Source organism: Acidimicrobiales bacterium (assembly GCA_016716005.1).
In the GTDB taxonomy this organism is placed as follows: Bacteria; Actinomycetota; Acidimicrobiia; order Acidimicrobiales; family JADJXE01; genus JADJXE01.
Map to the genome: position 1 here is coordinate 2,105,416 of JADJXE010000001.1, position 25,225 is coordinate 2,130,640.

The window sequence follows — 25,225 nt, forward strand, 5'->3', positions numbered from 1 at the left end:
CACAGGAGCACGACATGGACATCAAGATCCTCGGCAGCGGATGCGCGAAGTGCGACACGCTCGAAGCCGCCGCCCGGACCGCCGCCTCCGCGCTCGGTCTCGACGCCGAGTTCGACAAGGTGACCGACCCCGGGGAGATCGCGTCGTGGGGCGTCCTGCGCACCCCGGCGCTGGTGGTCGACGGCGAGGTCGTCGTGTCGGGGCGCGTGCCGACGTTGGAGGCCGTGAAGGCCCTGCTGCGGTCCCGGTGAGCGCATGATCGTCGACTCCGACGCCGCGCCGATCGTCCCCGGCGGCGTGGCCGGGCGGCTGTCGCTGCTGGACCGGCTGCTCCCGGTGTGGATCGGCGTGGCCATGATGACCGGTCTCCTCCTCGGGCGGTTGTGGCCCGGGGTCGCCGACGTCCTCGACCGGGTCGAGCTCGACAGCGTCTCCCTGCCGATCGCTCTCGGTCTGCTGCTGATGATGTACCCGGTGCTGGCCAAGGTCCGCTACCGGGCGGTCGGCGGGGTCCTGGCCGATCGCCGCCTGCTCGGCCTGTCGCTCACCCTGAACTGGGTGATCGGTCCGGCGCTGATGTTCACGCTGGCGTGGTTGCTCCTGCCGGACCTGCCCGAGTACCGCACCGGGCTGATCATCGTCGGCCTCGCCCGATGCATCGCCATGGTCCTGGTGTGGAACGACCTCGCGTGTGGCGATCGAGAGGCGGCGGCGGTCCTGGTGGCCGTCAACTCGGTGTTCCAGATCGTCGCGTACTCGCTCCTCGGGTACTTCTACCTGCAGCTGCTCCCGGGCTGGCTCGGCTTCGCCGGGGCCACGCTCGACGTCTCGCTCTGGGAGATCGCCCGGGCCGTGCTGATCTTCCTGGGCGTCCCCTTGGTCGCGGGTGTGCTCACGCGGGTCATCGGTGAGCGGGCGAGAGGCGTCGAGTGGTACGAGCACCGGTTCCTGCCCCGCATCGCCCCGGTCGCGCTGTGGGGGCTGCTGTTCACGATCGTCGTGCTCTTCGCCCTACAGGGCGACAACATCACGTCGCAGCCCCTGGACGTGGCGCGCATCGCCCTGCCGCTCCTCGCCTACTTCGCCATCATGTGGACCGGCTCGTTCGCCCTCGGGTACCGGCTCGGGCTCTCCTACGCCCGGAACACCTCGGTGGCGTTCACGGCCGCGGGCAACAACTTCGAGCTGGCCATCGCCGTGGCCATCGGCGTGTTCGGCGCGACCTCGGGGCAGGCCCTCGCCGGCGTGGTCGGGCCCCTGATCGAGGTCCCGGTGCTGGTGGGGCTGGTGTACGTGTCGCTGTGGGCCCACAACCGCCTCAGCCGCTATCGCGCGGAGGCGCTCACGTGAGCCCCGAGCACGTCGGGGCGCTGCGGCGGGCGCTGGGATAGCCTAGGGTTCTGGCACGATCACTGCCGAAACCAGGGGGATCCTCGTGGATGTCGTCACGCTGGGGACGGGCTCGCCCATCCCGGATGCCGACCGGGCCGGCCCGGCCACGCTGGTGCGGGCGGCCGGCCGGAACCTGCTCGTCGACTGCGGGCGGGGCGTGCTCCTCCGGCTCGCCGCGGCCGGCATCCCCTCGCCGCTGTTCCTCGACCGGGTGCTCCTCACCCACCTCCACAGCGACCACGTCACCGACTTCAACGACCTGGTCACCACCCGTTGGGCGATGGCGCCGGCACCCAGCCCGCTGCGGGTGACCGGCCCTCCGGGCACGGCGACGTTCGTGGAGCGGACCCTCTCCATGCTCGAGACCGACGTGGGCTACCGCCTGGCCCACCACGACGACCTCGGCTGGCCGCCGCCGGTCGAGGTCACCGAGGTGCTCGACGGTGTGGCCTGGGAGGCGGACGGGGTGCGCGTGGTGGCCGCACCGACCGACCACCGACCCGTCACGCCGACCGTGGGCTACCGGATCGAGGCGGAGGGGGCGGTGGTCGCGCTCGCCGGTGACACGGTGCCCTGCGCGGGGCTCGACGGGCTGTGCGCGGACGCCGACGTGTACGTCCAGACCGTGGTGCGCCCCGACCTGATCCGGGCCATCCCGTCGGCCCGGCTCCAGGACGTGCTCGACTACCACTCGTCGTGCGCCGACGCCGGCCGCACCGCGGCTCGGGCACGCGTGGGCACCCTGGTCCTCACCCACCTGGTGCCCCCGCCGCAGCCCGGCGACGAGGCGGCGTGGATCGCGCAGGCGGCCGAGCACTTCGCCGGCGACATCGTGCTGGCCCACGACCTCTGGAGCATCAGCGTCTGAGGCGTCCCACGCTCCCCCTCGCGGCGCGACGCTTGGATCGTGGACATCACCTGGCCCGTGGGCGCGGCCGCGCTGGAGGGCGAGCAGCGGCGGCTCGCGGCCCTGACCCCGGCGGGGTGGCGGCCGGACGACCCTGCGTCCGTGCTGGCGGCCGGGTGCTTCGTGGCCTTCGTCCGGGGCGAGCAGGGGCCCGGGCGTCCCGGTGATCGCTGCTGGGGTGGCGCCGCCCTCGTGCGGCGGGGCCTGCTGGTGGCGGCGGTCGCGGTGCCGGGGGTGGCCGGGGCGTCCTACGTTCCCGGCCTCCTCGCGCTGCGCGAGGGCCCGGCCCTCGAGGCCGCGGTCCGGGCCCTGCCGGTGCGGGCCGACGTGCTGCTGGTCGATGCCACCGGTCGTGACCACCCGCGCCGGTGCGGCCTCGCGGTCCACCTCGGCGCGGTGCTGGGCGTGCCGACGGTGGGGGTGACGCACCGGCCGTTGCGGGCCGAGGGCCCGTTCCCGGCCGACCGGAGGGGTGCCACCGCACCCCTGGTGCTGGACGGCGAGGAGGTGGGCCGGTGGGTCTGCACCCGGCGCGGGGTGCGCCCGGTGGCGGTGCACGCCGCGTGGCGCACCGACGTGACCACCGCCGTGGAGGTGGTGTTGGCCGTGGCCACGGGGGCCCGGACCCCCGAGCCGCTCCGTCAGGCCCGCGTCGCGGCCCGCACCGCCCGGTCCTCGGCCGGTGGCGGAGGCAGGCTCAGGGCAGCCGGGCCCGGAGCCACTCCACCATGAGCTCGGCCGCCGGTCGCCGGTGCCCGTGGAGGTAGTGCGGGGCCCCGGCCAGCTCGTGGTAGGTGACGTCGTCGGAACCGGTGGCGTCGCGGATGGCCCGGGCCTGGTGGAGGCGGATCTCGGTGTCGCCGGTCGGGTGCACGACCAGCGTCGGCACGGTCACCCTCGGCAGCGTGTCGGCCAGCGCGGCGTGTGACGACAGCCCGGACCAGGTGGAGAGCCAGCCGCGCGCGGTCATCACCCGGGCCAGCCCGCCGTAGCCGTAGTTGGCGTCGAGGGGGTCGGGGAACGCGAACACGGTGCCGAGGGCCCGATCGTCGGGGTCGATCGTGGGATCGAGGTAGGCGGGGTCGGCGAGCGTCCGGTAGATCGTGAGGTAGCGGGCGTGCACGGCTCGGCGGCGGACCCGGTTCCAGGCCGTCGATCCCCGCTCGAGCCCGCGAGCCTCCTCACCGGCGGCGGCCCGGTCGTCGAGGGCCGAGCTGGCCGCAGCGTCGATGCGCGCCACCCGCGCTCGCTGGGCGGACCGGTACCGGGCCAACCAGGCGGGGTCGTACGACGACGGCTCCGGCCACGGCCGCCAGCCGTTCGCCGGGTCGTACATGTCGAGGTCGGGGTCGACGGAGAACGGGTCCGACTCGTCGGCGACGGAGGGGTCGACCACCTGCAGCATGAACACGCCCTCGCCGGGATGGGCGGCCAGCGCGATGAAGGCGTCGCCCAGCCGGCGCTCGGCCTGGGCCAGGGCGAGCAGCGAGCCGCCTCCGGAGTTGCCGAGCAGCACGACCGCCTCGGCGCCGCGCCGGCGGAGCTCGTCGACCGCCGCGGCCACGTCGACCACGCACTGCTCGTGCAGGCAGTCGGTGTCGTTGTTGACGTACCGGGTGGCGACTCCCAGCACCGCGTAGCCGGCGGCGGCGAGCAGAGGGCAGGCGTAGTGCACCGAGAAGTCGCCCCGGGGGTGGGCGAGGACGACGGCCGTCCGCCACGGGGCGCCACCGGGCGGCGTCCACAGCACCCCGCGCACCACCATGCCGTCGGGGGTGACGAGGGCGAGCGGCTCCCGGCCCGGTTCGACCTTCGGAGCGTCGGCCGGGTCGGGCCAGTACCCGAGGAGCGGCCGGCGATCGGCTGCCGCGCCGCTCACGCGGGCGTGGGGGCGCCCAGGGGCCGGTGGATCCGCACGGGCGGCGTGGCCTCCAGCGCCACCTCGCTGGCCAGCACGACCCGCTGCGCGTGGTCGAGCTCGTCGGGCGTGAACGGCCGCACCGTGTGGCAGAACTCCACCATGATCCCGTTGGGGTCGGTGGCGTAGATCGAGATGCAGAAGTCGTGGTCGACCTCGGCCACGGTGATCCCGTGCTCGCGCCAGCGCCGCGTGTGCGCCTCGAGGTCGGCGAGCGTGGGGGCGTCGAAGGCCACGTGGTTCACCCACACCGGGAGCCCGATGGAGCGGTTGAGGTCGGTGGGGAACTCGTCGCCGATCGCCGGGTCGTGGAGCTCCCAGAAGGCGATCAGCTCGCCGTTGCCGGTCTCGTAGAACACGTGCTTCGACCAGCCGGTCTGCTCGGGCGTGGCCCCGGCGACCACCTTCACCAGGCGGAAGCCCATCACCTCGGTGTAGAAGCGGTGGGTCGCCTCGAGGTCCCTGGTGGCCAGCGCGACGTGGTGGAAGCCCATCCGTCCCCCCTGAGGTCGGCATCGACGGTCGGGTCAGTCTCCCACGGCGGCGAGCCGTCGGCGGCGGGGTGCGCTCCGCAGCGGGGGCCGGCACCGGTACCGTCCCGGCGTGCGTGCCGGTCCTCCCACGGTGGGCGCGGTCGCCGGCCTGGTCGCCGGGGTCGTGCTGACGGTCGTCGTCAGCGTCGCGGGCTGGCTGCCGTCGGCGCCGGAGTCCGCGCCACCGGGGCCCGGGCCGGTCGCGGAGGCCGACCCGGAGGCGACGCAGTCCTTCCTCCAGGCCTGGGAGCGCAGCCTCGAGGGCACGTGGCGGGTGGCGTCGGTGTTCGAGCGCCGCTCGCTGCAGGGGCGGGGCTCGCTGCAGGTGCCGGTGCTGGCCGTGCAGCGGCCCCCCGACCGGCTGCTCACGGGCTTCGGGTCCACGGAGTCGCGCCTCGACGGGCGAGTCCTGTCGTGCACGACCGATCCCCTGGGCAGGGTGCAGTGCCGTGACGGCGGGCCGGCGGGGCCCTACGACGAGGAGGTCCGGCGGGAGGTGGCCCTGCTCCGCCGCTACGTCACGGGGCCCACGGCGCTCTACGCGGTGACGGCCGTGGGGGAGTCGTGCTTCCGGCTGACGCGGACGGTGGCGCTGCCCGCGCCCCCGTACGGCGACGAGGCCCGGTTCTGCTTCGACCCCTCGACCGGTGCCCCGGTCGAGGTCGAGATCCGCCGGCCCGAGGCCGTCGACACCACCGTGGCGGTGGACGTGTCGGGCGAGGTGCGCGACGCGGACCTGCAGGTCGACCCCTCCCCGTAGGGAGGTGCGGCGGGGCGGAGGCCACGGTGGTGCCTGCTTGGGCGAGCACCGGTGGCGATGCGTTTGGAGGGAGTGACCCCCGCCCCGTCGCGGTGCCGGCGGGGGCGATTTCCGCCGGCGCGTCCCTATCGGACGATCCGTCCCCGGAGTTGAGCCGCTCGCCCACGCTCGGTGGTCGGGTCGCGGCGTGGGGCCGGGCCGGCCGGGGCGGTACCCTCCGTCGAGCGACCCGGCCGCGGCCGGCCGGGCGCCCGGGAGGGATGCGTGTTCCTCGGCGAGGATCTGCTCGAGTGGCTGTTGCTGGCCCTGGGCGGCGCGCTCTTCGTGGGCAACGTGCTGGCCCTGCTCCGGCCGCCGCCCGCGCCCGGGGAGGGTGACCTGCGCCGGGCGCCCGTGGGGCGGAGCCTGGTGATGGCCGCGGTCGGCCTCGTCGCCGCGTTGTGGGCGCTGGCCAGCCTGATCTCCGGCTGACGGCACGGTGTGGGCGGTCGTGCGGCTCCGGCGCGCCCGGGATGTGTGACACGCTCTGGCCGATCGCTGGGCGGGCTGTCTGCCCGGCTCGGCACGACCACGGGGGGCGTCATGGTCCAGCGGGGTGGCGGTGACGGCACGAGCGGCGAGGCGGGGAGCCAGGGGCTCCGACTCGGCGGGGGCGCGATCGCCTCGCTCACCGGCGTGGCCGCGCTGGTCATCTTCATGATCCAGAACACCGACGACGTGAAGGTCGAGTTCCTGTTCTGGAGCTTCACCTGGCCGGTCTGGCTGCTCACCCTCGCGGCCGCGCTTATCGGCGCGCTGGTCTGGTTCGGGCTGGGCGTGCTGCGCCGTCACCGACGCCGCAAGGCGCGCCGCGAAGACCGACGGGACTGACTGGCGCCGCCGCCTCCGCCCGACCGGCTGCCCGTTCCGCGCGTTCCGAGCCCGGAACGACGAAGCCCCAGGCTCGTGGCCCGGGCCGCTACAGGCCAGCAAGGTCAGCGGCCGTGCTCCACTCGCCGAGGAGTCTCACGTCGAGGACGGCGCCCGCGAGCTTCTCGGGGAAGATCGCCAGGGTGTTGTCGACTCCGGTGGCGGACGGCGAGCGGATGGCTTGGAAGGCGTGCTCGTGGGCGGCCTCGCCGATCTCCTGGGTGAACCGGTGGCCCTCCCGCACGAGGTCGGGCGGAGCGATACCGAGCGCGTCCAGGGTCGCGGTGTCGGTGAGATCGAGGACCTTGTCGAGATCGGCGCTGATCTCGAACAGCTCGCGCGGCAGCAGAGCATCGACGTCGAGCCCCTGTCGCTCGGCTCGTCGGGTCAGTTCTGCGACGACGCAGGGTCGGGTCACGCAGAGGTAGAGGACCGGGAAGCTGTGCGGCGGGTTGAACCGCCCGCCGAGTCGACGTGCGCCGTCACCGCTACGAGGATCGAAGCCTCTCGCCTGGTTCCGATAGGCGACGGCGGAGAGGGCGGTTCCGGGGAGATGGCCGAGCACCCGCGGGTCGAACGACGGCATGTCAGACGGTCACGCCCTCCGCCAACGCCAGGAGGAGGTCGACCACCCGCTGGTACTGACCGGCAGCGATGAGGTCGAGGGGCTTCTCGTAGCCGAGATCGGGGTTCGGCGAGCGCATCCAGAACCGGGCTGCGTCGTCGCGCATGATCCGTCGAGCGAGGTCGACGACCGCGCGGAGCTCGAGCAGGCGCTCCTCCGCCTGCCGGCGTGGGGTCGCGGCCTCGGCCTTCCACCGGGCCACGCTCCGAGGATTGGTGTCGCTCACCCGCGCCAGGTCGGCGGTGTCGACCACGTCGCCCTCGTAGAGGTGGTCCAGCAGGGAGGTCAGCGTCGTCATGGTCTCCTCGTCGCCCTAACGTGTACCGCAACGTCGCGCATACGTCATACGATACGTCGAGTGCTCTAAGGAGGCAATCCAGTGGACGTCGACTCCGGACACGGTCTGGTGAGGCTGCGAAGGCACCGCGTCGGCCCCTGAACGGCGAAGGCCCAGGCCACCCGAAGCCGGGCGTGGCCAGGGCCTTCTCACACGAGCGGGTGACGGGAATCGAACCCGCGTTCTCAGCTTGGGAATTCGATCAGGTCCGATTCGCTGACCTGCGCCGATGGACAAACGGGCAGCTCAGACCCGTTTTCCTGGTACCAACCCGTCCGCCCCGATCCGCTGAAACTCTTTCCGTTGTGGCACGAATGTGGCACGCCGAAGGGTGGCGGAAGGCGGTCAGCCGTTCTCAGCTTGGCGCAGAGTTCGCACCTGCTCGCGCTGCCGAATTCGGCTTCGTGCCACAGCGTGCCACAGGACTTAGTAGAGCTGGCGACGAGCGCTCGTCGAGGTGGGCGAGGATGAGCGACGCGACGTCGTGCACGTCTCGCGCCGCCAGGTGCAGTCAGCCTCGGCGGCCAGCGCCGTCGGCATGGTTCTGTGCGCGTCGGAACCCGACGCGACAACAATCAAGCACGCCTCGCCGTCGACCTCGGAGCAGCCATGTCGGACTTCCCATCACTCACGCTGAAGCCCGATAGCTACGAGGCCGAGTGGGTGCTCGATGGGCGCACCTTCGCTGGCAACTTCGAAGCTCGTGCCGGCCGGTCGCCGCGAGCTGGCATCTATGGCGAACCCGATGGCCTTGGAGCTCCGATGCGGTCGTTCCCGCAGGAGTCCGAGATCGGCTTGCTCCGAGGGCGACTCCGGTCCGGCCAGGATGTCGTCATCGGTGACACGCACCTGTCGACCTGGTTCCCTGATCGGTCCATCGCTGCCGGCGGCTGGGCACTGGCCGGACTGGGCATCGCCGAGGTACCCGAGCTCAGGCTCAACAAGATGCGGGTCCAGATCACTGGCCTTGTGCCGCTGTTCGGCGTGTCGCCGATCAGGTCCGTCACCTGGCCGAAGACGCCGTTCGAGTCGGACGACCCGACCTATAGCGCGACGCTCGACAACGACGCCCACTTCCTGTGGGACTCGGGATCGTTGAAGCTCGAAGCCAGCTACGACGGGAGCTTCACCATCACCGATGGATTCCAGCACCGACTGCGTTTCGCGCCCGTGTTGACGTTGACGGCCAGTGCGCCCATGACGCCGGAGGAGTGGATCCGGCGGTGGCTGGAGCCACTCTGGCGCGTTGTCACCTTCCTGACGAATGTCAAGCAAGAGCTGTCGTGGGCCACCCTCAGCTGGAGCGTCGAAGAGGAGCCTCCGGAGGGCAAGCGTGTGACAGGCCAGCTGTTCGGCTCCGGAATCATGCAGGAACCCTACGAAGCAGTTCGTCCAGATCACGACGAGACGAGGCCGTTGGTGCGGTTCCCTTCGCTGCCTCATTCCTTCATCGACATCGTCAGCCGCTGGCGTGATATCGACACCGACGACAACGTCTTTCTCCGGCTGCTGCGGCTGGTTCTGTTCCAACCCGAGCTGCCCGAGCACGCGCGTCTGGAGTTCCTCATCCAGGCGCTCGAATCTCTCCACACCGCTGAGCACGCCGCCGAGGATGAGCAAGCACAGGCGAACTACGCCCAGCGACGGAAGGACGTTCTCGAACGATTGAAGTCGACGGGGGTCGCGAGGGACGACTTGCAGTTCATCAAGGAGAAGTGGAGCAGCCGGCGCATCGACTCGCTCGATCGGCGACTCCGCGACCTCGTCGCAATGGCTCCACCACAAGTCCAGAAGGCACTCACCGACCTACTGCAGACGGAGATTGGACGGTCGATGCAGGCCGACGACAAGAAGACGATCGACGTTCAGATCCGAGTGCTCAGAAACGACCTCATGCACGGGAATCGCCACTACGACGCTCATGACCTCCGGCCTTGGGCCTCCGCAGTAGAGGAGCTTTGCCGTGTGCACGCCTTGCGGCTGCTCGGTTTCAACCAGGATGAAGTAGCGGCCCTCGATGTCTGGACGTCGACGAGCTAGAGGGAGAGTATGCGGCACGGCAGACGCTGCAGATTTCTCGAAGCCGGGTTGGTGAATCGCAGGCGATGCTCAGAACCCACCGGATCAGGTCGGCTCGTACCTGGCGGATAGAAGGCACGTCGATCTGCTCAGGTGCCAGCGCGCCTCCCATCCAGCAGGTCCTCGAAGACACTCCGGTCTTGAGATGCGGTGCCCCCACCGGCGGTGACCGACGGGGTCGTGCGCCCCGAGGCTCGACTCTCGTCCGGATCCTCCCAGTCCTGGTTGGCAACCCACTCGTCGAGTAGCCGATCGAGTTCCTTCGCAGCGGCCGCGACATCGGTGTCGTCAGGAAAGGTCTTGGGCAAGTAGTAGACGAGTTCCCGGAGCGGTTCTACCGCCGACTCGGGACCGTTGGGTCGATGCCAATCGTCGGTGCAGCTCGAGATGACCTTGGGCAGATCCGTGAGAAGCTCTGATCTCACTCGCTCCAGGAGAGACGCACGCTCGGCTTCCGACAGGATCGAAGCGAGTCGCTCGTTCCAAAGAACTGCTGGGTCGACTCCTGTGATGCAGTAGCGGATGAGCTCCGCGGCGAACGTCGACCGCATCGCCTCAGGGAACAATCCGAACTCGTTCAATCGAGCTACAAGTTCGTTGTCCGGGTCCCCTTCGAGCATGAGCCCGGGCTCTGCGAGACGGTCGAGCCTGGCCGGGTCTCGACTGAGCCACATCTGAAGGAACTGCTCATCGCAGCGCGTGGACAGGAAGCTGGTCCGCCGATTCCGCGCTCGCCAGGCCTCGTCGCCTTTGGGAAGGGGTTCCTCAAGCCTGTCGAGGACCGTGCTGAAGTTGGTGGCGGGGACGATGACTGCGCCCTGGACCCCTACGTCACCGCATGTGACCTCGCTGAGGAGGACGTCAAGCGGGAACCCGGTCAGCAAGTGGTGGAGAAGCTCGGGTGACCGCAAGAGGTCCGCGTACGCGTCGACCATCGTGGGATGCGCGAACACCCAGCCGCTCGCCCCGTTGCGGACGATGTGCTGAACGAGGCTGCCTCGAAGAGCCTCAAGCGAAGTCGTGACACCTCCGAGCGTGCTTCCTAGGCGAGCAAGGAGGTCCTCATCTTGGGTGCTTGGGATGATCGGACTCGGAAGCCAGTCGTGGTTGACGAAGATCAGGCCGAGTGCTGCGCGTGCGTCGGTGTCCAGGCCCGCCATCACATCCCGCAGGAACTCGCTCGGCCGCCCGAAGAACGACGCGAGAGATTCTGGTACCCCTGGCATCACACGACCGGTGAAGGCCGGGTCACCCAGTCGGCGAGCAAGCTCCGGGGTGAAGCCAGGATGGCGGACCGTGGCTTCGAGATTCGGTTGCAGCCTTTCCAGGAACGAGTTCGGCTGCCGGCCGTGCCGCAGGTGGTTGTACAGGATTTGCTGTCGCTCGTCGGTGGTGAGGTCGGCCACATCGACCACAACCTGTGCTTCGTTGAAGAGTGGGAAGGAGCCAGGCTTCAAGTAGCTGTACGCCGCCTTGAAGACATAGTCGCGACAAGTCAGCACGAACATGCTGCCCGCCTTGATCGCGCCGTTCACTCGCTGAGCTCCCGTCGTCCAGGCCCACGCGAGCGATCGATCGAATTGGGTGGCACCGAACGCGTCATCGAGCCAGAAGAGCTGTCGTTCGTCGGGGTTCCATCGGTCCTGGAGGTCGGCGATCGAGTCGATCTTCACGACGGCGATGTCGAACTCGTCCGCTGCCCCAAGCGAAAGCTGTGCGGCGATCGTTGTCTTCCCCGTGGCGGGCGCACCGACGAGGAGCACGAAACCGTTGTCCGCCAACGCGTGTGCCGCCCGCTCGTATGTGCTGGTCAGAACGAGTTTGTCGAGGTCGGACCTCATGGCGTCGAGGACGGCTCGGGCTTGGCTGTAGGCCCGGTCGTCGAGGATCTGGGTGAGGTCGCCGAGTCCGTAGAGACGTGGGACCAACCGGCGCAAGCGACTCGACTCTGCGATTGTCTGGTTGAGCCACGTGGATCCGAGTACGAGTACGTGTTTCACGCCTCGAGCCTTCAGCTCCGCTCTGATCCTGCCCTCGCTCTGCCCGGTGACGCCTGCGTTCGTCATGAGCACGTAGACGTCGCATCGGCCGGCCTTCACGAGCCGCTCTGCCTTGTCGAGCTCGTCGACAAGGTCGCTCGGACCGATGGTGACTCCAGGCTTCGCCGTGTGCTTGCACTGCGCGACGAACTCGCCCTCAAGGAGAGAGCCGGGGTTGGGCGCCCACTTCCCAGCGAACGCTCCATCTCGGCCCCCGTCGTTGTTGTCGAGGAAGGAGACAACCTCTTGACCGAGTACCTCTCGGAGCACTGTGTGGCAGAGCTGCTGGAACGCGTGCCACCCGAGGTCGTGCATGGCGAACGACGGGATAGTCACTTGTCGCCGCCCGCAGTCGATCCGCTAGGCACAGCACACGCGTCGGCAGTCGAGGTACCTAGTCCGGGGGTGAGGGCGTTCGCCATGGCCGAGCGCTCTCAGTAGTGCTCGCGGATGTAGGCGTAGGCGCGGTCGAAGATCTCGCCTTGCGGTGGCAGGCCGCTGTCCTTAAGGACGAGGCGGAGCTGTTGGCGGACCTCGCGGTCGCCGGGCTGGCTCTCCTGCCAGCCGGTGCCTCGGACGGGCCGGACGATGGCATCGATCTTCTCGACGACGGTTTCGATGATCACCGGGACGTCGGGCGGCGCGTACTCGGCGAGGATCTGCGTCAGCGCGCCCTTGTCTGCGTCGACCACCTTGATGTCGTCGAGACGCCCTTCCTCGTCGGCCTTCTCGGCCTCGACGAGGTCCTTGGCCAGTTCGAGGAGCTGCTTGAGGAACTCGACCGAAGCGGCGGCCGAGTCGATCTTCGCCCGGCGGAGCGCTTCGAGCCGGTCGGCGAGGCTCACCCATACCGGGTGGCTCGTGCCGCCGGCGAGCTTGCGTTGTAGCCGGGTCTCGAGCTTGTCGAGGATATCCTCGACGGTCGGCGGTTCGGGCTCGTCGCCCTCGTCGATGTCGGGGAACAGGTTGAGCTGGCGCAGCGCCTCGAACACCCCGGCGTCGATGGCGACAGTCTCCAGCCCTCGGCCATCGACGGTCACGTCAGACAGGTGCTCGTGGATCAGCTCAGCCGTCTTGGCCCCGAGGCGCTGCCAGAGCAGCCGATCGGGTGCATCCGTCGGCGTTACCGACTTGTAGATCCGCGCCAGCCACTTGTAGTCGCTCTCCACTGGCTTGAGCGCGGTGTCGGGCCACAGGAACTCGAACAACCCCTCGGCCCGGATGAACTCGGCGGCGAAGGCGTCCCTGGTCACTTGGTCGGGCAAGCACTCCTGCGCGGCGTAGAGCTGCTCGAATCCGGAAGCGTGCCGGTCGACGCTCACGAAGCGCGCCATGCAGGTGTCGATGTACTCGCCGAGGAGCGCCACGAGCTCGTCCACATCGCTCGGGAGCGCCTTGCGGACGCCCGTGTCCCTAACGGCGACGGCCTTCGCCAGCTCGTTGCCCATGCCCACGTAGTCGACGATCAGGCCGTGCAGCTTCTCCTGGCCGGTGTTCGGGTTCGACCACCGTCGGTTGGTCCGGCACACCGCCTGGAACAGCGTGTGCGCTCGGAGCGGCTTGTCGAGGTACATGACGCCCTCGATCGGCGCGTCGAACCCGGTCAGCAGCTTCGCGGTGACGATAAGGATCTTCAGCGGGTCGTCGACGTCTCGGAACCGGTCCTTCACCTTGGCCTCGGCGTCACGATCGCGGTCCCACGCGTCCCACTCGATTGGATCGCCCTTGGCGGTGGTCATCACCACGGTGGCTTCCTCGCCTGGTTCGAGCAGCGCGGTGATCGCGTCGTGGTAGGCGACGCACAGCTCCCTGTCGAACGCCACGACCTGTGCCTTGAGTCCGAGCGGAGCGACCTTCGACCGGTAGTGCTCGACGATGTCGGCGCACACCGCCGCGATGCGATCCGGCGCCTTCATGATCTGATCGACACGGGACGCCCGCTTGGCGACGATGCCGGTCTCCCGCTCGTCGAGGCCCTCGGATTCAGCCAGCTCGGCGAAGGCCTGGTCGAGGGCGTCGTGGTCGATGTGGAAGTCGACGAGGCGCGTCTCGACGTGGATCGGCAACGTCGCACCGTCGGCGATCGACCGCTCCACCGAGTAGTGGTTGAGCACGCCGTCCGGATCGTCCGGATCACCGAAGGTCGCCCACGTGTTGCGATCGTCGGTCGAGATCGGCGTACCGGTCAGCCCGATGAACTTGGCGTTCGGTAGCGCCTCGCGCATGTCGAGCCCGAGGCGACCCTCCTGGGTGCGGTGTGCCTCGTCGACCATCACCACGATGTTCGGTCGGTCGTTGAGCAGGCCGGCATCCTTGAAGCGGAAGATCGTCGTTACGATCACGCCGCGGGCGTCCTCCTTCAGCAGTCGGCGAAGCTGGTCCTTGGTCTCGCCGACCCTCAGGCCTGGGATGCCGACTGATGCGAACTCGCCCTGGACCTGCTCGATCAGGTCGAGGCGGTCGAGCACGACGAGGATCGTCGGCGCGTCGAGGTCGAGCTGTTGGCGCAGCTTCGCCGCGGCGAAGGCCATGAGCAGCGTCTTGCCCGAGCCCTGGTGGTGCCAGACGAGGCCCTGGCGCTTCGCCGTGTCCCGCACCCGTTCGACGATGCTGTCGACGGCCTCGACCTGCGGGTACCGGGGGATGACCTTCATGACGTAGCCGCCCTGGGTGGACGACCGCCGAGAGAACAGCGTGTAGGTCCGGAGGATGTCGAGGATCATCTCCGGAGCGAGGAGTAGCTCAGCCGATCGCAGGACGGAAGCCATCCCGGGCAGGAGCAGCTCGTCGGTCGTTCTCGACCACGGCAGCCAGGTCTCGGGCGGCTGGCGCACGGCTCCGTAGCGCAGGTCCTTGCCCTCGGTGGCGAACGACAGCACGTTGGGCACGAAGAAGGCCGGGGTCTTCACCTCGTAACCGTTGTAGATGTCGTTGGCTCCGTTCAGCCACGACGTGTGCTTGCTGATCGGTGTCTTCGTCTCGCCGACCACCAGCGGGAAGCCGTTCACGAACAGAACGAGGTCGTAACGGCGTTCCTCGTGACCGGGAGCGAAAGTCACCTCAGTCGACACGACCAGCCGGTTCGACCTCGGCTCGTCGAAGTCGATCAAGCGAACCGGCACGTAGTCCTCGGTGTCGAGGAACTTGATCGTCTTGCGGCCGCACAGCCAGGCCGTCATCTCCTCGTTGGCGGCGACGAGGCCATCGTTGGCTACCGCGAGCAGCGTGGCCCGCAGGCGAGGCAGAACTTCCTCGATTCGCTCAGGGCGCTGGGCGATCACGGGGTTCAACCGGACGAGTGCCTCGCTCACGTACTCCTCGAGCATCACGCCATCGAGCTGACGAGGAAGGTCGGCCGGACCGGCGAAGCGCCAACCGAGGTCGCTCTTCGTTAGCCGATCGACGAGCGCAGCCTGGACAGCGGACTCCGCCAAGTCGCTCACGATGCGCGCTCCAGCAGCTCGTCATACGAGTCGGGAATCTTGTGGGTACCCGATAGCAGGTCGGCGACCAGACTCCGTCGGGTCTGCTCGGCGGCCCTCAAGGCTGTCTCGGCAGACTGCACGAGGTTCTTGGCGTCCCCGATGATGTTCAGAACTCTGTCCTGCTCTGCGATTGGAGGCACGGGGATCTCATAGGCCGTGATGACCCGCCTCGAGATCTTGCGCATCGAGCCTGACGTGCCGCTGGCCGATGCCATGATCTGGGACCGGGACCGAGTGGTGTTCAACGCCTCGGCAAGGTACGCAGGCTGAACCTCAGGTCCTGGCTTCAATCGCAGGGTCAGGTCGCTGAGGTAAGTCTCACGGAGGACCCGGTCGACGAAGCAGACAGCCCCAACCGTTTGGGGCGTATTTGACCTCGTGATCAGAACATCGCCGACGCTTACCAGAGCTGCACGTGGCATTGGCGTGTCGTCCCTTAGAGCCTTCGTCTCAAGCTGGTCGAATCGCCCGGGCCGGACCGCGCTCAGCTTGAGGACTCCGCGTTCACCCTCGGCTGGTGGGCGCCCCTCCGTGACGGGGCTGCGACCGCCGTCGATCTTGGTCAAGAGATCGTCGAGCGGCTTGCGATCCCACTCCGGGGCCTCAATCAGCTCGAAGCGCAGCGCTGCTACCAGGCGCTCGGCTGAATCCAGCTCGCGGTGTAGAGCACGCACCACTCGGTCGATCGCGGTGATGACGTCGACGATCCGCCGTTGGTCGGTCATGGGAGGGACAAGAACGGGATGCGGAAGCAACTCAGCCTTTGTGATGTGCCGCATCGTCGTGCCGTGCGTCTTGGACTCCAGACCAGCGAGTGCATCCTCAAGGGCGAGCGCTAGCCACGCCTTGTCGATGCCCGCTCGCTCGACGACGCGGAACAGGTGCTGATTCAGCAGGGCAGGCCCTCGGTTCCAGATCCGGACCGCGAGGGTTCCGGACCATGAGAAGACGAGGTCGCCGTCTCCGAGTAAGCAGCGTTCGGGTACATCGACCACGGACCGGTCGACCGGCTCGCGTTCGTCAAGCAGCTGCTTGATACGGATCACCGGCAGGCCTTCGGTCCCCAGGTCAGCGGGCTTGAACGGATAGCCATTGAAGTACTCAGCGACTTCGCCCAGGGTCGCTTCGCTCCAATTCTCACCCATATCCCGCTGCCTTGAGTCGATCGGCGAGGCGTTCCTCAGCGTCTCGCAGCTCCGCCTGCGACATGGCGAGGAGTTCAAGTGCGGCCGTAGCGTCGAGCGCGTCCGAGTCCGACGAGTACAGATACCGCCCTATGTTCAGATCCCACCCGTTCTCTTTGATGACCGCATGGTCGACGAGCCGAACATCGATGTTGGTGAGTTCATCGCTAGATCCGTCGCGGACAGCTGCGACGATTGCCTCCACATCATCGACACCCATCGAGTTCTGGTTCCGGCCCTTGGAGAATCGGCCGGAGGCATCCACGAACAGCACCGCGCCCCGCCGCTCGACCTCCTTCGACGCTCTGAAGATCAGCAAAGCAGCGGGGATAGAGGTTGAGTAGAAGAGACTCGGAGCGAGGCCGATAACAGCTTCCAGCCGGTCGCTTTCGATGAGGCATTGGCGGATCCTGGCCTCGGCCGCGCCGCGGAAGAGCACACCGTGGGGCATCACCACTCCGACCCTTCCGAGTTCGTCGTCCATCGACGCCACCATGTGCTGCACCCAAGCCAGGTCGGCGTACCCGGCCGGAGGCACGCCACAACCGGCCCGCCCCCAAGCATCAGAGACCCAAGTGTCTGCTCCCCAGTTCTTCAGAGAGAACGGCGGGTTGGCGATCACGACGTCGAACTTCTCGAGGCGGCCCCGCTTGTCGAGAAACTTCGGCTGGCGCAGCGTGTCTCCGCGCACGACACGGGCGTCCTCGATGTCGTGGAGGTACAGGTTCATGCGGGCGATCGCGGCCGTGGTGAGGTTGACCTCCTGGCCGTAGAAGCGCATTTGGCGGACAGAGCCGCCGGCCTCGACGACCTCGTTCGCCGCCTCGACGAGCATGCCTCCCGATCCGCAGGCGGGGTCATAGACCGAGTCGGTCGGCTGTGGGTCGAGGATGCGTGTGAGCAGGCGAACGACGGCGCGGGGCGTGAAGAACTCGCCAGCCTTCTTCCCCGACTCGTCAGCGAACTGCCTGAGCAGGTACTCGTAGGCATTGCCGAGGATGTCGTGGCCAACCCGATCGGGTGACAGGTCGAGCGTGCCGAACGCCTCGATGAGGTTGAGCAGCGACGTCTCGGGCAGCTTGTCCTTGTTGCCCCAGGCGACATCACCGAAGATCCCAGCGAGCGACTCGGGGTTCGCCTGCTGGATCCGGTCCAGGATCTTCTGGAGCGCGACGCCGACGTTCTCGTGCACGCGGCGGAGGTCCGCCCAGTGGCAGCCGTCCGGGATCGTAAACCGGTGGTAGTCGGCCTCGATCTCGCCGTCGAGGTCGTCACCCCACTTGGCCTCGGCCGCCGCGTGCTCGGCGTCCCAGGTGTCGCTGATCCGCTTGTAGAAGAGCAGCGGGAAGATGTACGCCTTGAAGTCCGAGGGGTCGACCGGGCCCCGCAGCGAGTTGGCGGCGGCCCACAACCTGCTCTCGAGCTCTTGCTGGGTCACGCCTGCCGGCCCCACGGCTGTCTCCCTCGTTCGCCCAGCGATGGGGCGCTACCTGAATGTCGACGCAAAGTGTGACACGGCACGTTCGGCTGTTCTGGCCCGAGCAGAAAGTCCGGGCTTCCTCGAAGTCGAGCGCGACGGTTCGCTGAGTTGGCAGTGGGGTTAGGGGGTACGGCCCCCCACTCCAAAGTCACCCTGCGTCCGGAAATTTCAGAAATTTGGCGACGCGTCCCGACTTTGGGGTGGGTGTGTCTAGAGACGGATCAATTTCGTGTTCTCCCTCTGGGGATGGCGCGGTCCCACCCTCAGGAGACACCCCTCATGGATATCGACACCCTGCCCGACATGCTCCGGGTCGACGAGGCCGCTGCGGTGCTGCGGATCAGTCGCAGCCGGGCCTACGACGAAGTCGCCGCCTTCCAGCGAACCGGCGGCGCCGAGGGCTTGCCCTCGATTCGCATCGGCCGCACGCTGCGGGTCCCCAAGCGGGCGTTGCTCGCATGGATCGACGCCCAGCTCGGCACCACCGATGCCGCCTGACCGCCGGCAGCTCGTAATCGACCTGGACACCGCAGGCGTCGTGCGCGCGCAGGTCGGGCCGACCGGCTGGCTCGTGCTCGAAGCGATCGCCGCGCACGCCCCACCCGGTCGGACCGTGGTCGAGGTGCGGTGCAGCTCGCGGTCGCTCGCCGCGATCGTTGGCGTGTCGAAGGACTCGGTGGCGCGTGCGTTCCGGTGTCTCATCGACGCGTGGATCGTGCAGCGCGTCGATCACCGCGAGGAACGCTCCGGCCGGTTCTCGTCAACGACCTACCGCGTGGATCTCGCATCTGCTGGCCTCACCGTCGTCACCGTGTCGCACCACGCCGCCCCGGTAACGACTGCCTCAGATCTGCCGCGCACTCCCGGCGACCAGCTCAGCCTCCTGGGCCCGGCGTAGCCACCCCCTCGACGCGCTCCCGCTGCCACCTCGCGTCGAGCGTCGCCTCCCTTCGGTCCCGACACCGTCCCAGACCCCCGAAGAACAGCCACGAACTTGCATCCCGATGCCGGGACCATCCCCATCCCGCGTCGCCGCATCCGGCCACGGCGTTGTGCGCCACGGCCGGGACTGACCTGAAAGGAGCACGCCTCGTGCTCTCCCTCGGCAAGATTCAGCTCTCTGGCGAGAGCTACTACCTCAACGCCGTCGCCGACGGCATCGACGAGTACTACCGCGGCGTCGGCGAAGCACCAGGTCGTTGGGTCGGTACCGCGAGTCACGACTTGGACCTCGATGGTGAGGTCGAAGCGAGTGACCTGCACGCCATCTGGGCCGGCGAGAACCCGGCCACCGCAGAGCGGATGGGGCGGTTCCCGAACCGCAAGGTCGCCGGGTTCGACCTCACCTTCCGCGCCCCGAAGTCCGTGTCGCTACTCGCAGGGCTCGGCGATCCCGACACGGCCCAGATCGTGCGCGAGTCACACGAAGCAGCGGTCGACGCAGCGTTCGCGTACATCGAACGCGAGGCCGCCCGATCCCGTACGGGCAAGAACGGCGTCAACCAGGTCGAGGTGAACGGGCTCGTCGCTGCCGCGTTCCGGCACCGCACCAGCCGCGCCGGTGACCCGCACCTCCACACCCATGTGCTCGTCGCGAACATGGCGGAAGGCGCCGACGGGGACTGGCGGACACTCGATGCTCGATGGCTGTACCTGCACGCCTCGACCGCCGGCTACCTCTACGAAGCCCACCTCCGCCAAGAGCTCACCGCCCGTCTCGGCGTCAAATGGGGACCGATCAAGGAGGGCATCGCCGATGTCGTCGGGATCGACGACGACGTGCGGGATCACTACTCGGACCGCCGCCGGGAGATCGAGGAACACCTCGACGACGTCGGGTTCCGCACCGCCCGAGCCGCCCAGCTCGCCACGCTGACAACCCGGAAGGCGAAGAAGGTGACGCTCGACGAAGGGTCGATGCGCGACGTGTGGGAGGCCAAGGCCGCCGAGATCGGTTGGGACCCCGCCGACCTCGCCCTGGCGCTCGATCGGGTCCCGCGGGCCGTCGTCGAGACCGACATCGAAGCCCTCGCCGACGACCTGATGAGCGCCGACGGCCTCACCAAGCAGGCGTCGACGTTCGACCGTCGAGACGTCCTGCGAGGCATCTGCAACCGGCTCCCGGCCGGGGCGACCGTCGCCGATGTCGAGGCGATGGCCGACCAGGTCCTCGACCGGACCGGGGTCGTCCGACTCGTCGAGACCAACGGGCCGGGCCTGCTGGCGTCGAACGTGATCCGCCGAACCGACGGCACGATCGTCGCCGCGACAGGCATCGGCGATGTCCGCTGGTCGACCGCCGAGCTGATCGGGATCGAGCGACACGTCGTCGGCCGATCCACCGCCCGGGCCGACGAAGGAACGGCGATCGTGCCCGACGACGTACTCGCCGAGATGATGGAACGACGCCCGACCCTGACCGCCGAGCAGGCCGAGATGGTCACCCGGCTGTGCACGAGCGGCAACGGCATCGACGTCGTGTGCGCCGCCGCCGGGACCGGCAAGACCTACACCCTCGACGCCGCCCGTGAGGCCTGGGAAGCCAGCGGACACCGCGTGATCGGCGCCGCCCTGGCCGGGATCGCCGCCCAAGAGCTCCACTCCACCGCGGCCATCGAGTCGATGACCCTGGCGATGCTGCAGATCAACCTCGACGCCCACCGCATCCGACTCGACGACCGCACCGTCGTCGTGATCGACGAAGCCGGCATGGCCGGAACCCGCAACCTCGCCCCCATCCTCAACGCCGCCGACGAAGCCGGCGCCAAGGTCGTGCTCGTCGGCGACCCCCACCAGCTGCCCGAGATCGACGCCGGAGGTGTGCTCACCGGGCTCGCGAAACGGCTCGATCCCATCGAGCTGACGGAGAACCGCCGCCAGCGCGCGCAGTGGGAACGCGATGCGCTCGAGGAACTTCGGTGGGGTGATGTCGACTCAGCCTTCGCCGCGTATCGGGACAACGACCGGGTCGTGCAGGCGCCAACGGCGATCGACGTTCGCCGGGCGATGGTGGCCGACTGGTGGTCACACCGGCTGGCCGGCGACACCGTCGCCATGACCGCATACCGCCGGAACGACGTCGACGACCTCAACGGCCGAGCACGCGCCTACCTCGTCCGATCCGGTGACGTGTCGGGCCCCGAACCCGTGCTCGACGACCGCCCGTACCAAGCCGGTGACCAGATCGTCTGCCTCCGCAACAACCGGCGGCTCGGCGTCTGCAACGGCACCCGAGCCACCGTCGACGACGTCGACCCCGACCGCGGAACGCTGACCATCACGCTCGACGAACGGCGCGTTCTCCTGCCCAGGGACTACCTCGACGAAGGCAACATCGCCCACGGGTACGCCACCACCATCCACAAGACCCAGGGCGCCACCGTCGACCGCGGGCTTGTGTTGGGGACTGACGAGCTGTTCCGCGAACGCGGCTACGTCGCCCTCAGCCGCGGTCGGATCACGAACCACCTCTACCTCATCGGCGCCTCCGAGATCGACGACTCCACCGGCCACGGCCCGCCGCCCCTCACCGACGATCCCGTCGAGGCCGTGCAGGCGACGCTCCACCGCCAAGGCGATAAGCGACTCGCCATCGACACAGGCGAACCCCTCGCGTTCTGGCCCATCGAGGACCTCGTCGCGGAGAAGCAACGCCTCGCCGCCGTGCTCGCCGCCAGCCCACCCGACCGCAGCCATGACCTCACCGCCCTCAGCACCCGACGTGAGGAGCTCCAAGGCGAGATCGAGCCGCTCGTCTACCGGTACAACGAACTCGCCGACCGCAAGCTCCGAGGGCCCGGCACGCGCAGCGAGATGCGGGACCTACGAGACCAGATCGGCGAGCGGTCGAGGGGTCTCGACCGTCTCACCACGGAGCTCGACGACGCCTGCAGCGGGATGAGTGAGCGCGAGCAGTTCCAGACAGACCATGCGCACGAGGCTGGCTTCCTCGACGCCGTCGACCACGAACTCGACCGGCAACTGCGAAGCCGAGCGTGGCGGACCGCCGCCGCTCCGAGCGACTACCACCTCCACATCCTGGGACCGGTGCCGACCGACCCCGAGCACCAGGCCACCTGGCTGCGTGGCGCCACCATCCTCGATCGCCACTACCTCGGCATCGACAGGGACCCGGCTCAACGAGACCGCTCGTCCCTTCTCGGCGGCCCACGGGAGAAGGCTGAGATGATGGCCCGCCTCGAAGTCATGGCCATCCCCCGAGAACGAGAACCTGTCCAGCGCACGATCGAGCAAGACCTCGGCCTGGACTTGTTCGGGTGACGGCGCGCGAGGCTGAGGAACGTGGACACGCCAGCCGGCTTCACCATCCATGCCACCAAGAAGCTGCTCGATCGGGTCAAGCAGCCGGTCGTCGCTCCGATTGAGCCGGCCACGCAGCTGGGGAACTGGTACGCCACCGCGTTGTTCTGGAAGCCGCAGGTGGCGCTCCTCGTCAACGAGCGCACGCTGCTCCCCGTGTTCATGCCCCTCGCGCCAGCGGCGACGCTGGCGGTCCGCTTCCCCGATGAGCTTCGACGTGTCCTCGACGCGCATGGCATCGATCCCCGCTTCGTCGACCACGAGATCAGATCGATGGGGGAGGGTCGCTTCGCCAAGACCGCGAGCCGCAGCCTGCTCGGCGTGATGAACGAGTTCACCTTCCTCGGCAACGTCCATCGCGAGGATCACGGCGCCGACGACGACCTCGTGGCGCTCTCGGTCCGCTTGGCCGAGACCCCGATGAGTCCGCTCTACAAGCGCCACATCAGTCCCGACCACGAACTGAAGGCGCTCGTCGAAGAGTCGATGCGTTGAGCCGAATCAGTCCAGTTCGGCCATCGCATTCGGGAGCAGGGTCCGCAGCCGCTCGATGATGTCTGCCCTCGTCTTTGGGAACCGCCCTCGCCGTGCAGCCATCGCGTCGATGCTCGCGAGCACGTCCACTCGGTGGAGGTGGACCTGCGCCAGCGTGAAGGCGTCGGCGCTGACAGCCTCGATGTCGAACGGCTCGCACAACTCGGGAGGGAAGTCCTTGAGGTTGTCGGTGACGATGGTCGGTGCGCCCACGTGAACGGCGAGCGCGAGGACATGGCGGTCCTTCTCGTTCACAGGCATCGCATCGATCAATTCGTCTGGGACGTCCGTGAGCGCGTCGGGAAGCGCTCGGTTCATGTGCCCGATTCGTCGCCCGATCGACGCCTCGTCGAGGTCGGGCCGTTTAGCGAGGTTGCGCGCGACCTCGTCGAGGATCTGGGGTGACCAGTGCGGCCGGAACAGGCGGCGCGTGGCCATCGAGGCCATCAGGTCGGTGACGTCGATCCCGTAGAGGACGTTCGCGTCGAGGACGACGACATAGCCGGCCACGGGACAGGCCGGTCGTTACTCGTCGTAGAGGCCGAGGTCCTCGGCCTCAGCCGTCATCGCGGCCAGAGCATCCTCTGCCTCGGCGTCGACCCGGTCTCGGTAGGCGAGCACGTCGGCCAATCGCAAGCGCCGATGCGTCCCGACCATGTGGTGGGGGAGCACACCGGCCTCGATCTGCTTGATGAGGAAGGGACGGCTCACGTTCAGGATCTCGGCTGCCTCGACTGTCGTGAGCTCGGCGTGCATCGGGATGACCGAGACACCGTTGCCGGCCTGGAGGTTCTCGACAATGGAGACAAGCAGGGCATGGATGCCTTCGGGCAGCTCGATCTCGACGCCGTCGGGTCCGACGAGGCGCGGTGTCTGTCCGACCTGTGGGGCGATGCCTTCGAGCGCGCGAACGAACGCGTCGAGATCTTCGGGTCGTACTGCTCCTGGCCGGACTTCGAGCACATCGCTCATCGTCTCCACCTACCTGGCTCGTCGGGGTGTCTCACCGTACCACCAAACGCAATAAGTGCAGCGATGGTTCCTGGGATCGACAGACTCCTCTACCAATGTGAAGTCTAAGCTCACTTTGGTGAAGCGTGTCGACTTCGAAGGGCTCTGGGACCGTCTGCAAGGGGAGGGCCGGAGCACCTTCACCACCGCAGAGATCCGGGACATCACGGGAGCCAGCCCGGAGTCGGTGCGTGCGGCCGTCGCCAACGCCGCGCGCAAGGGCTTGCTCTTTTCCCCGACGCGAGGACTGTACGTGGCCATCCCTCCGCAGTACCGGAGTTGGAAGGTCGTGCCCGCAGCGCACTTCATCGACCCGATGATGCGCCACCTCGGGTGCAGCTACTACACCGCCTTCCTGTCGGCCGCCGCCTGGTGGGGCTCGTCGCACCACGCAGTTCAGGAGTATCAGGTCGTAGTCGACCGGTATGTCCGCGACCGCAGGATCGAGCGAGTCCGCCTCCGGTTCCATCATGCTCAGTCGGTGGCGGATCGCCAAGTGGTCCGTGTCGCGGGACCCCAGACGATGCTCGTGGTCTCCACCCCGGAGCAGACCGTGGTCGACCTTGTCGAACACCAGCGGTGGGGTGGCGGTCCTTCGAACGTCGCCACTGTGATCGCGGAGATGCCGTCACTCGACGGCGTGGCGCTTGCCGAGCTCGCCGGCCGGCGCCCCCAGCCGGTTGCACAGCGCCTCGGATGGTTTCTCGACTTCCTCGAGGTCGACGTCGATCTGATGCCGCTGGAACAGGTCGCACGATCGGGTCGGACGACGCCGCTCGCCCCGTCGGGACGGGCCACCGGCGAGCGGAGTGATCGGTGGAACGTCCTTGTCAACACCTCCGTCGAACCGGACGTGTGAGGTCATCGGAGGATCGAGACAACCCCGGCGACGTGAACGCTGCTTGCCCCGTACGGTTCTGTGTGTGGACGACGACAGCCCAACCGCAGAGGAAGGTTCGACCGACGATCGCCTACCTCCCGCGTCGCGTCAGTTCCGGCCGCCTTTGCTCGCGCCGCATGAGCGATATCCGGATGAGCTCGTGGTCGACCGGGTCCAGCTTGCGAGGTCGATGGATGAACACCTCGATGTCCTCCGCGAAACCCTGTCGTCGGATCTGTACTCGCTCGACCTCTACCTGACGGGCGCTCTGCAGCGCTCGTACCACTTGGTGGAGGGCTTCGTGCTCGCGTGGGATCACTGGAACGTCATCGTCGCTGCGCCCCTCGTGCGCTTTCAGATCGACAGCCTCGTCCGGTGCGCGTATCTATGTCAGCGAGCAGATTCGGACCACGTGGTCGTCGAGGTACTGGGTGGACGGGCCTTGCGAGAGCTCAAGGATCCCGTGTCCGGCGAGAAGCTCACCGATCGCTACCTCGTTGAGTTGGCCGGCGCGCTCTACGACTGGCTTCCGCCCGTCTACGCCGTGTCGAACGACTGGGTCCATCTTTCGGAGAGACACATCTTCAATGCGTGGCAGAACGGGGAGGAGCGAACGCTGCTGGGCCAGTTCCCGATGCCCACCGACGAGATCCCAGTTCGGTTCTGGCAGGAGTTGATCGGTGCGATGGTTCAGGCCACGGGCTCGCTGCTCGCGCTGTGCTCGGGCTGGGCCACCTACAAGGTCTCCGACGAGCATCTGGCGAGGGTGGCTTCTCCGACCCAAACGAAGTCGGGCCCTCCGTCGATGCCCGACGCCGGTTGATGCTCGGCC

The 25,225-nt window shown here is 68.3% G+C and carries 24 protein-coding genes; 14 read left to right on the forward strand and 10 right to left on the reverse strand.

Annotated features, from left to right (window positions below):
• Positions 1-14: 14 nt before the first annotated feature.
• The 4 genes from IPM45_10360 to IPM45_10375 all read left to right on the forward strand — a co-directional run bounded on the left by IPM45_10360 (position 15) and on the right by IPM45_10375 (position 3,031).
• On the forward strand, positions 15-251 hold the full coding sequence (locus IPM45_10360) for a TM0996/MTH895 family glutaredoxin-like protein (protein ID MBK9179949.1): 237 nt from the start codon (positions 15-17) through the stop codon (positions 249-251).
• 4 nt (positions 252-255) lie between these two features.
• Positions 256-1,350, forward strand: coding sequence for an ACR3 family arsenite efflux transporter (gene arsB, locus IPM45_10365; protein ID MBK9179950.1), 1,095 nt, complete (start codon positions 256-258; stop codon positions 1,348-1,350).
• A 79-nt stretch (positions 1,351-1,429) separates the two neighbouring features.
• Complete coding sequence (locus tag IPM45_10370; GenBank protein ID MBK9179951.1) at positions 1,430-2,260, forward strand: MBL fold metallo-hydrolase; 831 nt, start codon at positions 1,430-1,432, stop codon at positions 2,258-2,260.
• Between the two features lie 57 nt (positions 2,261-2,317).
• Positions 2,318-3,031 carry an endonuclease V gene (locus tag IPM45_10375; GenBank protein MBK9179952.1) on the forward strand — a complete coding sequence of 238 codons (714 nt, stop codon included), beginning with the start codon at positions 2,318-2,320 and terminating at the stop codon, positions 3,029-3,031.
• Here IPM45_10375 and IPM45_10380 read toward each other — a convergent pair.
• Both IPM45_10380 and IPM45_10385 read right to left on the reverse strand, forming a co-directional pair.
• Complete coding sequence (locus IPM45_10380) at positions 2,997-4,178, reverse strand: alpha/beta hydrolase (GenBank protein MBK9179953.1); 1,182 nt, start codon at positions 4,176-4,178, stop codon at positions 2,997-2,999. The two genes, IPM45_10375 and IPM45_10380, sit on opposite strands and share 35 nt — an antisense overlap.
• The gene (locus IPM45_10385; GenBank protein MBK9179954.1) at positions 4,175-4,711 is read right to left on the reverse strand and encodes a VOC family protein; all 537 of its coding nucleotides are present in this window, start codon (positions 4,709-4,711) and stop codon (positions 4,175-4,177) included. Before IPM45_10385 ends, IPM45_10380 begins: the two co-directional genes overlap by 4 nt.
• Before the next feature lie 109 nt (positions 4,712-4,820).
• Here IPM45_10385 and IPM45_10390 point away from each other — a divergent pair, with 109 nt between their 5' ends.
• The 3 genes from IPM45_10390 (at position 4,821) to IPM45_10400 (ending at position 6,380) form a co-directional block, all read left to right on the forward strand.
• On the forward strand, positions 4,821-5,510 hold the full coding sequence (locus tag IPM45_10390) for a hypothetical protein (protein ID MBK9179955.1): 690 nt from the start codon (positions 4,821-4,823) through the stop codon (positions 5,508-5,510).
• A gap of 264 nt (positions 5,511-5,774) precedes the next feature.
• Positions 5,775-5,981, forward strand: coding sequence for a hypothetical protein (locus IPM45_10395; protein MBK9179956.1), 207 nt, complete (start codon positions 5,775-5,777; stop codon positions 5,979-5,981).
• Positions 5,982-6,092: 111 nt separating this feature from the next.
• Positions 6,093-6,380 (forward strand): LapA family protein, encoded by a 288-nt coding sequence (locus tag IPM45_10400; GenBank protein ID MBK9179957.1) that lies wholly within the window; start codon positions 6,093-6,095, stop codon positions 6,378-6,380.
• A gap of 88 nt (positions 6,381-6,468) precedes the next feature.
• Here IPM45_10400 and IPM45_10405 read toward each other — a convergent pair whose 3' ends face one another.
• Complete coding sequence (locus IPM45_10405) at positions 6,469-7,005, reverse strand: RES family NAD+ phosphorylase (GenBank protein ID MBK9179958.1); 537 nt, start codon at positions 7,003-7,005, stop codon at positions 6,469-6,471.
• Between the two features lies 1 nt (position 7,006).
• Positions 7,007-7,342 carry a DUF2384 domain-containing protein gene (locus IPM45_10410; GenBank protein MBK9179959.1) on the reverse strand — a complete coding sequence of 112 codons (336 nt, stop codon included), beginning with the start codon at positions 7,340-7,342 and terminating at the stop codon, positions 7,007-7,009.
• A 585-nt stretch (positions 7,343-7,927) separates the two neighbouring features.
• Here IPM45_10410 and IPM45_10415 point away from each other — a divergent pair.
• Positions 7,928-9,421: a hypothetical protein gene (locus IPM45_10415; protein MBK9179960.1), complete on the forward strand. Its 1,494-nt coding sequence runs from the start codon at positions 7,928-7,930 to the stop codon at positions 9,419-9,421.
• A 128-nt stretch (positions 9,422-9,549) separates the two neighbouring features.
• On the opposite strand, the gene IPM45_10420 is transcribed toward IPM45_10415, so the two are convergent.
• The 4 genes from IPM45_10420 to IPM45_10435 all read right to left on the reverse strand — a co-directional run bounded on the left by IPM45_10420 (position 9,550) and on the right by IPM45_10435 (position 17,621).
• A complete protein-coding gene (locus tag IPM45_10420; GenBank protein ID MBK9179961.1) occupies positions 9,550-11,814 on the reverse strand; it encodes a hypothetical protein in 2,265 nt (754 codons plus the stop codon).
• A gap of 119 nt (positions 11,815-11,933) precedes the next feature.
• Positions 11,934-14,942, reverse strand: coding sequence for an HsdR family type I site-specific deoxyribonuclease (locus tag IPM45_10425; protein ID MBK9179962.1), 3,009 nt, complete (start codon positions 14,940-14,942; stop codon positions 11,934-11,936).
• The gene (locus IPM45_10430; GenBank protein ID MBK9179963.1) at positions 14,939-16,129 is read right to left on the reverse strand and encodes a restriction endonuclease subunit S; all 1,191 of its coding nucleotides are present in this window, start codon (positions 16,127-16,129) and stop codon (positions 14,939-14,941) included. The genes IPM45_10425 and IPM45_10430 overlap by 4 nt, the downstream gene beginning before the upstream one ends.
• Positions 16,122-17,621, reverse strand: coding sequence for an SAM-dependent DNA methyltransferase (locus tag IPM45_10435; GenBank protein ID MBK9179964.1), 1,500 nt, complete (start codon positions 17,619-17,621; stop codon positions 16,122-16,124). Before IPM45_10435 ends, IPM45_10430 begins: the two co-directional genes overlap by 8 nt.
• 306 nt (positions 17,622-17,927) lie before the next feature.
• Between IPM45_10435 and IPM45_10440 the strand changes: the two genes are divergently transcribed.
• The 4 genes from IPM45_10440 (at position 17,928) to IPM45_10455 (ending at position 22,463) form a co-directional block, all read left to right on the forward strand.
• On the forward strand, positions 17,928-18,146 hold the full coding sequence (locus IPM45_10440; protein MBK9179965.1) for a helix-turn-helix domain-containing protein: 219 nt from the start codon (positions 17,928-17,930) through the stop codon (positions 18,144-18,146).
• 40 nt (positions 18,147-18,186) lie between these two features.
• Positions 18,187-18,546, forward strand: coding sequence for a hypothetical protein (locus tag IPM45_10445; protein ID MBK9179966.1), 360 nt, complete (start codon positions 18,187-18,189; stop codon positions 18,544-18,546).
• A 194-nt stretch (positions 18,547-18,740) separates the two neighbouring features.
• Positions 18,741-21,929, forward strand: a complete 3,189-nt coding sequence (locus IPM45_10450; GenBank protein ID MBK9179967.1) for a relaxase domain-containing protein — start codon at positions 18,741-18,743, stop codon at positions 21,927-21,929.
• A 63-nt stretch (positions 21,930-21,992) separates the two neighbouring features.
• Positions 21,993-22,463, forward strand: a complete 471-nt coding sequence (locus IPM45_10455) for a hypothetical protein (GenBank protein ID MBK9179968.1) — start codon at positions 21,993-21,995, stop codon at positions 22,461-22,463.
• Between the two features lie 6 nt (positions 22,464-22,469).
• On the opposite strand, the gene IPM45_10460 is transcribed toward IPM45_10455, so the two are convergent.
• Both IPM45_10460 and IPM45_10465 read right to left on the reverse strand, forming a co-directional pair.
• Complete coding sequence (locus IPM45_10460) at positions 22,470-23,012, reverse strand: PIN domain-containing protein (GenBank protein MBK9179969.1); 543 nt, start codon at positions 23,010-23,012, stop codon at positions 22,470-22,472.
• A gap of 15 nt (positions 23,013-23,027) precedes the next feature.
• The gene (locus IPM45_10465; GenBank protein MBK9179970.1) at positions 23,028-23,474 is read right to left on the reverse strand and encodes a helix-turn-helix domain-containing protein; all 447 of its coding nucleotides are present in this window, start codon (positions 23,472-23,474) and stop codon (positions 23,028-23,030) included.
• Positions 23,475-23,592: 118 nt separating this feature from the next.
• Between IPM45_10465 and IPM45_10470 the strand changes: the two genes are divergently transcribed.
• Together IPM45_10470 and IPM45_10475 are read left to right on the forward strand one after the other, a co-directional pair.
• Positions 23,593-24,372 (forward strand): hypothetical protein, encoded by a 780-nt coding sequence (locus IPM45_10470; protein MBK9179971.1) that lies wholly within the window; start codon positions 23,593-23,595, stop codon positions 24,370-24,372.
• 64 nt (positions 24,373-24,436) lie between these two features.
• Positions 24,437-25,216 (forward strand): hypothetical protein, encoded by a 780-nt coding sequence (locus tag IPM45_10475; protein MBK9179972.1) that lies wholly within the window; start codon positions 24,437-24,439, stop codon positions 25,214-25,216.
• Positions 25,217-25,225 lie beyond the last annotated feature (9 nt).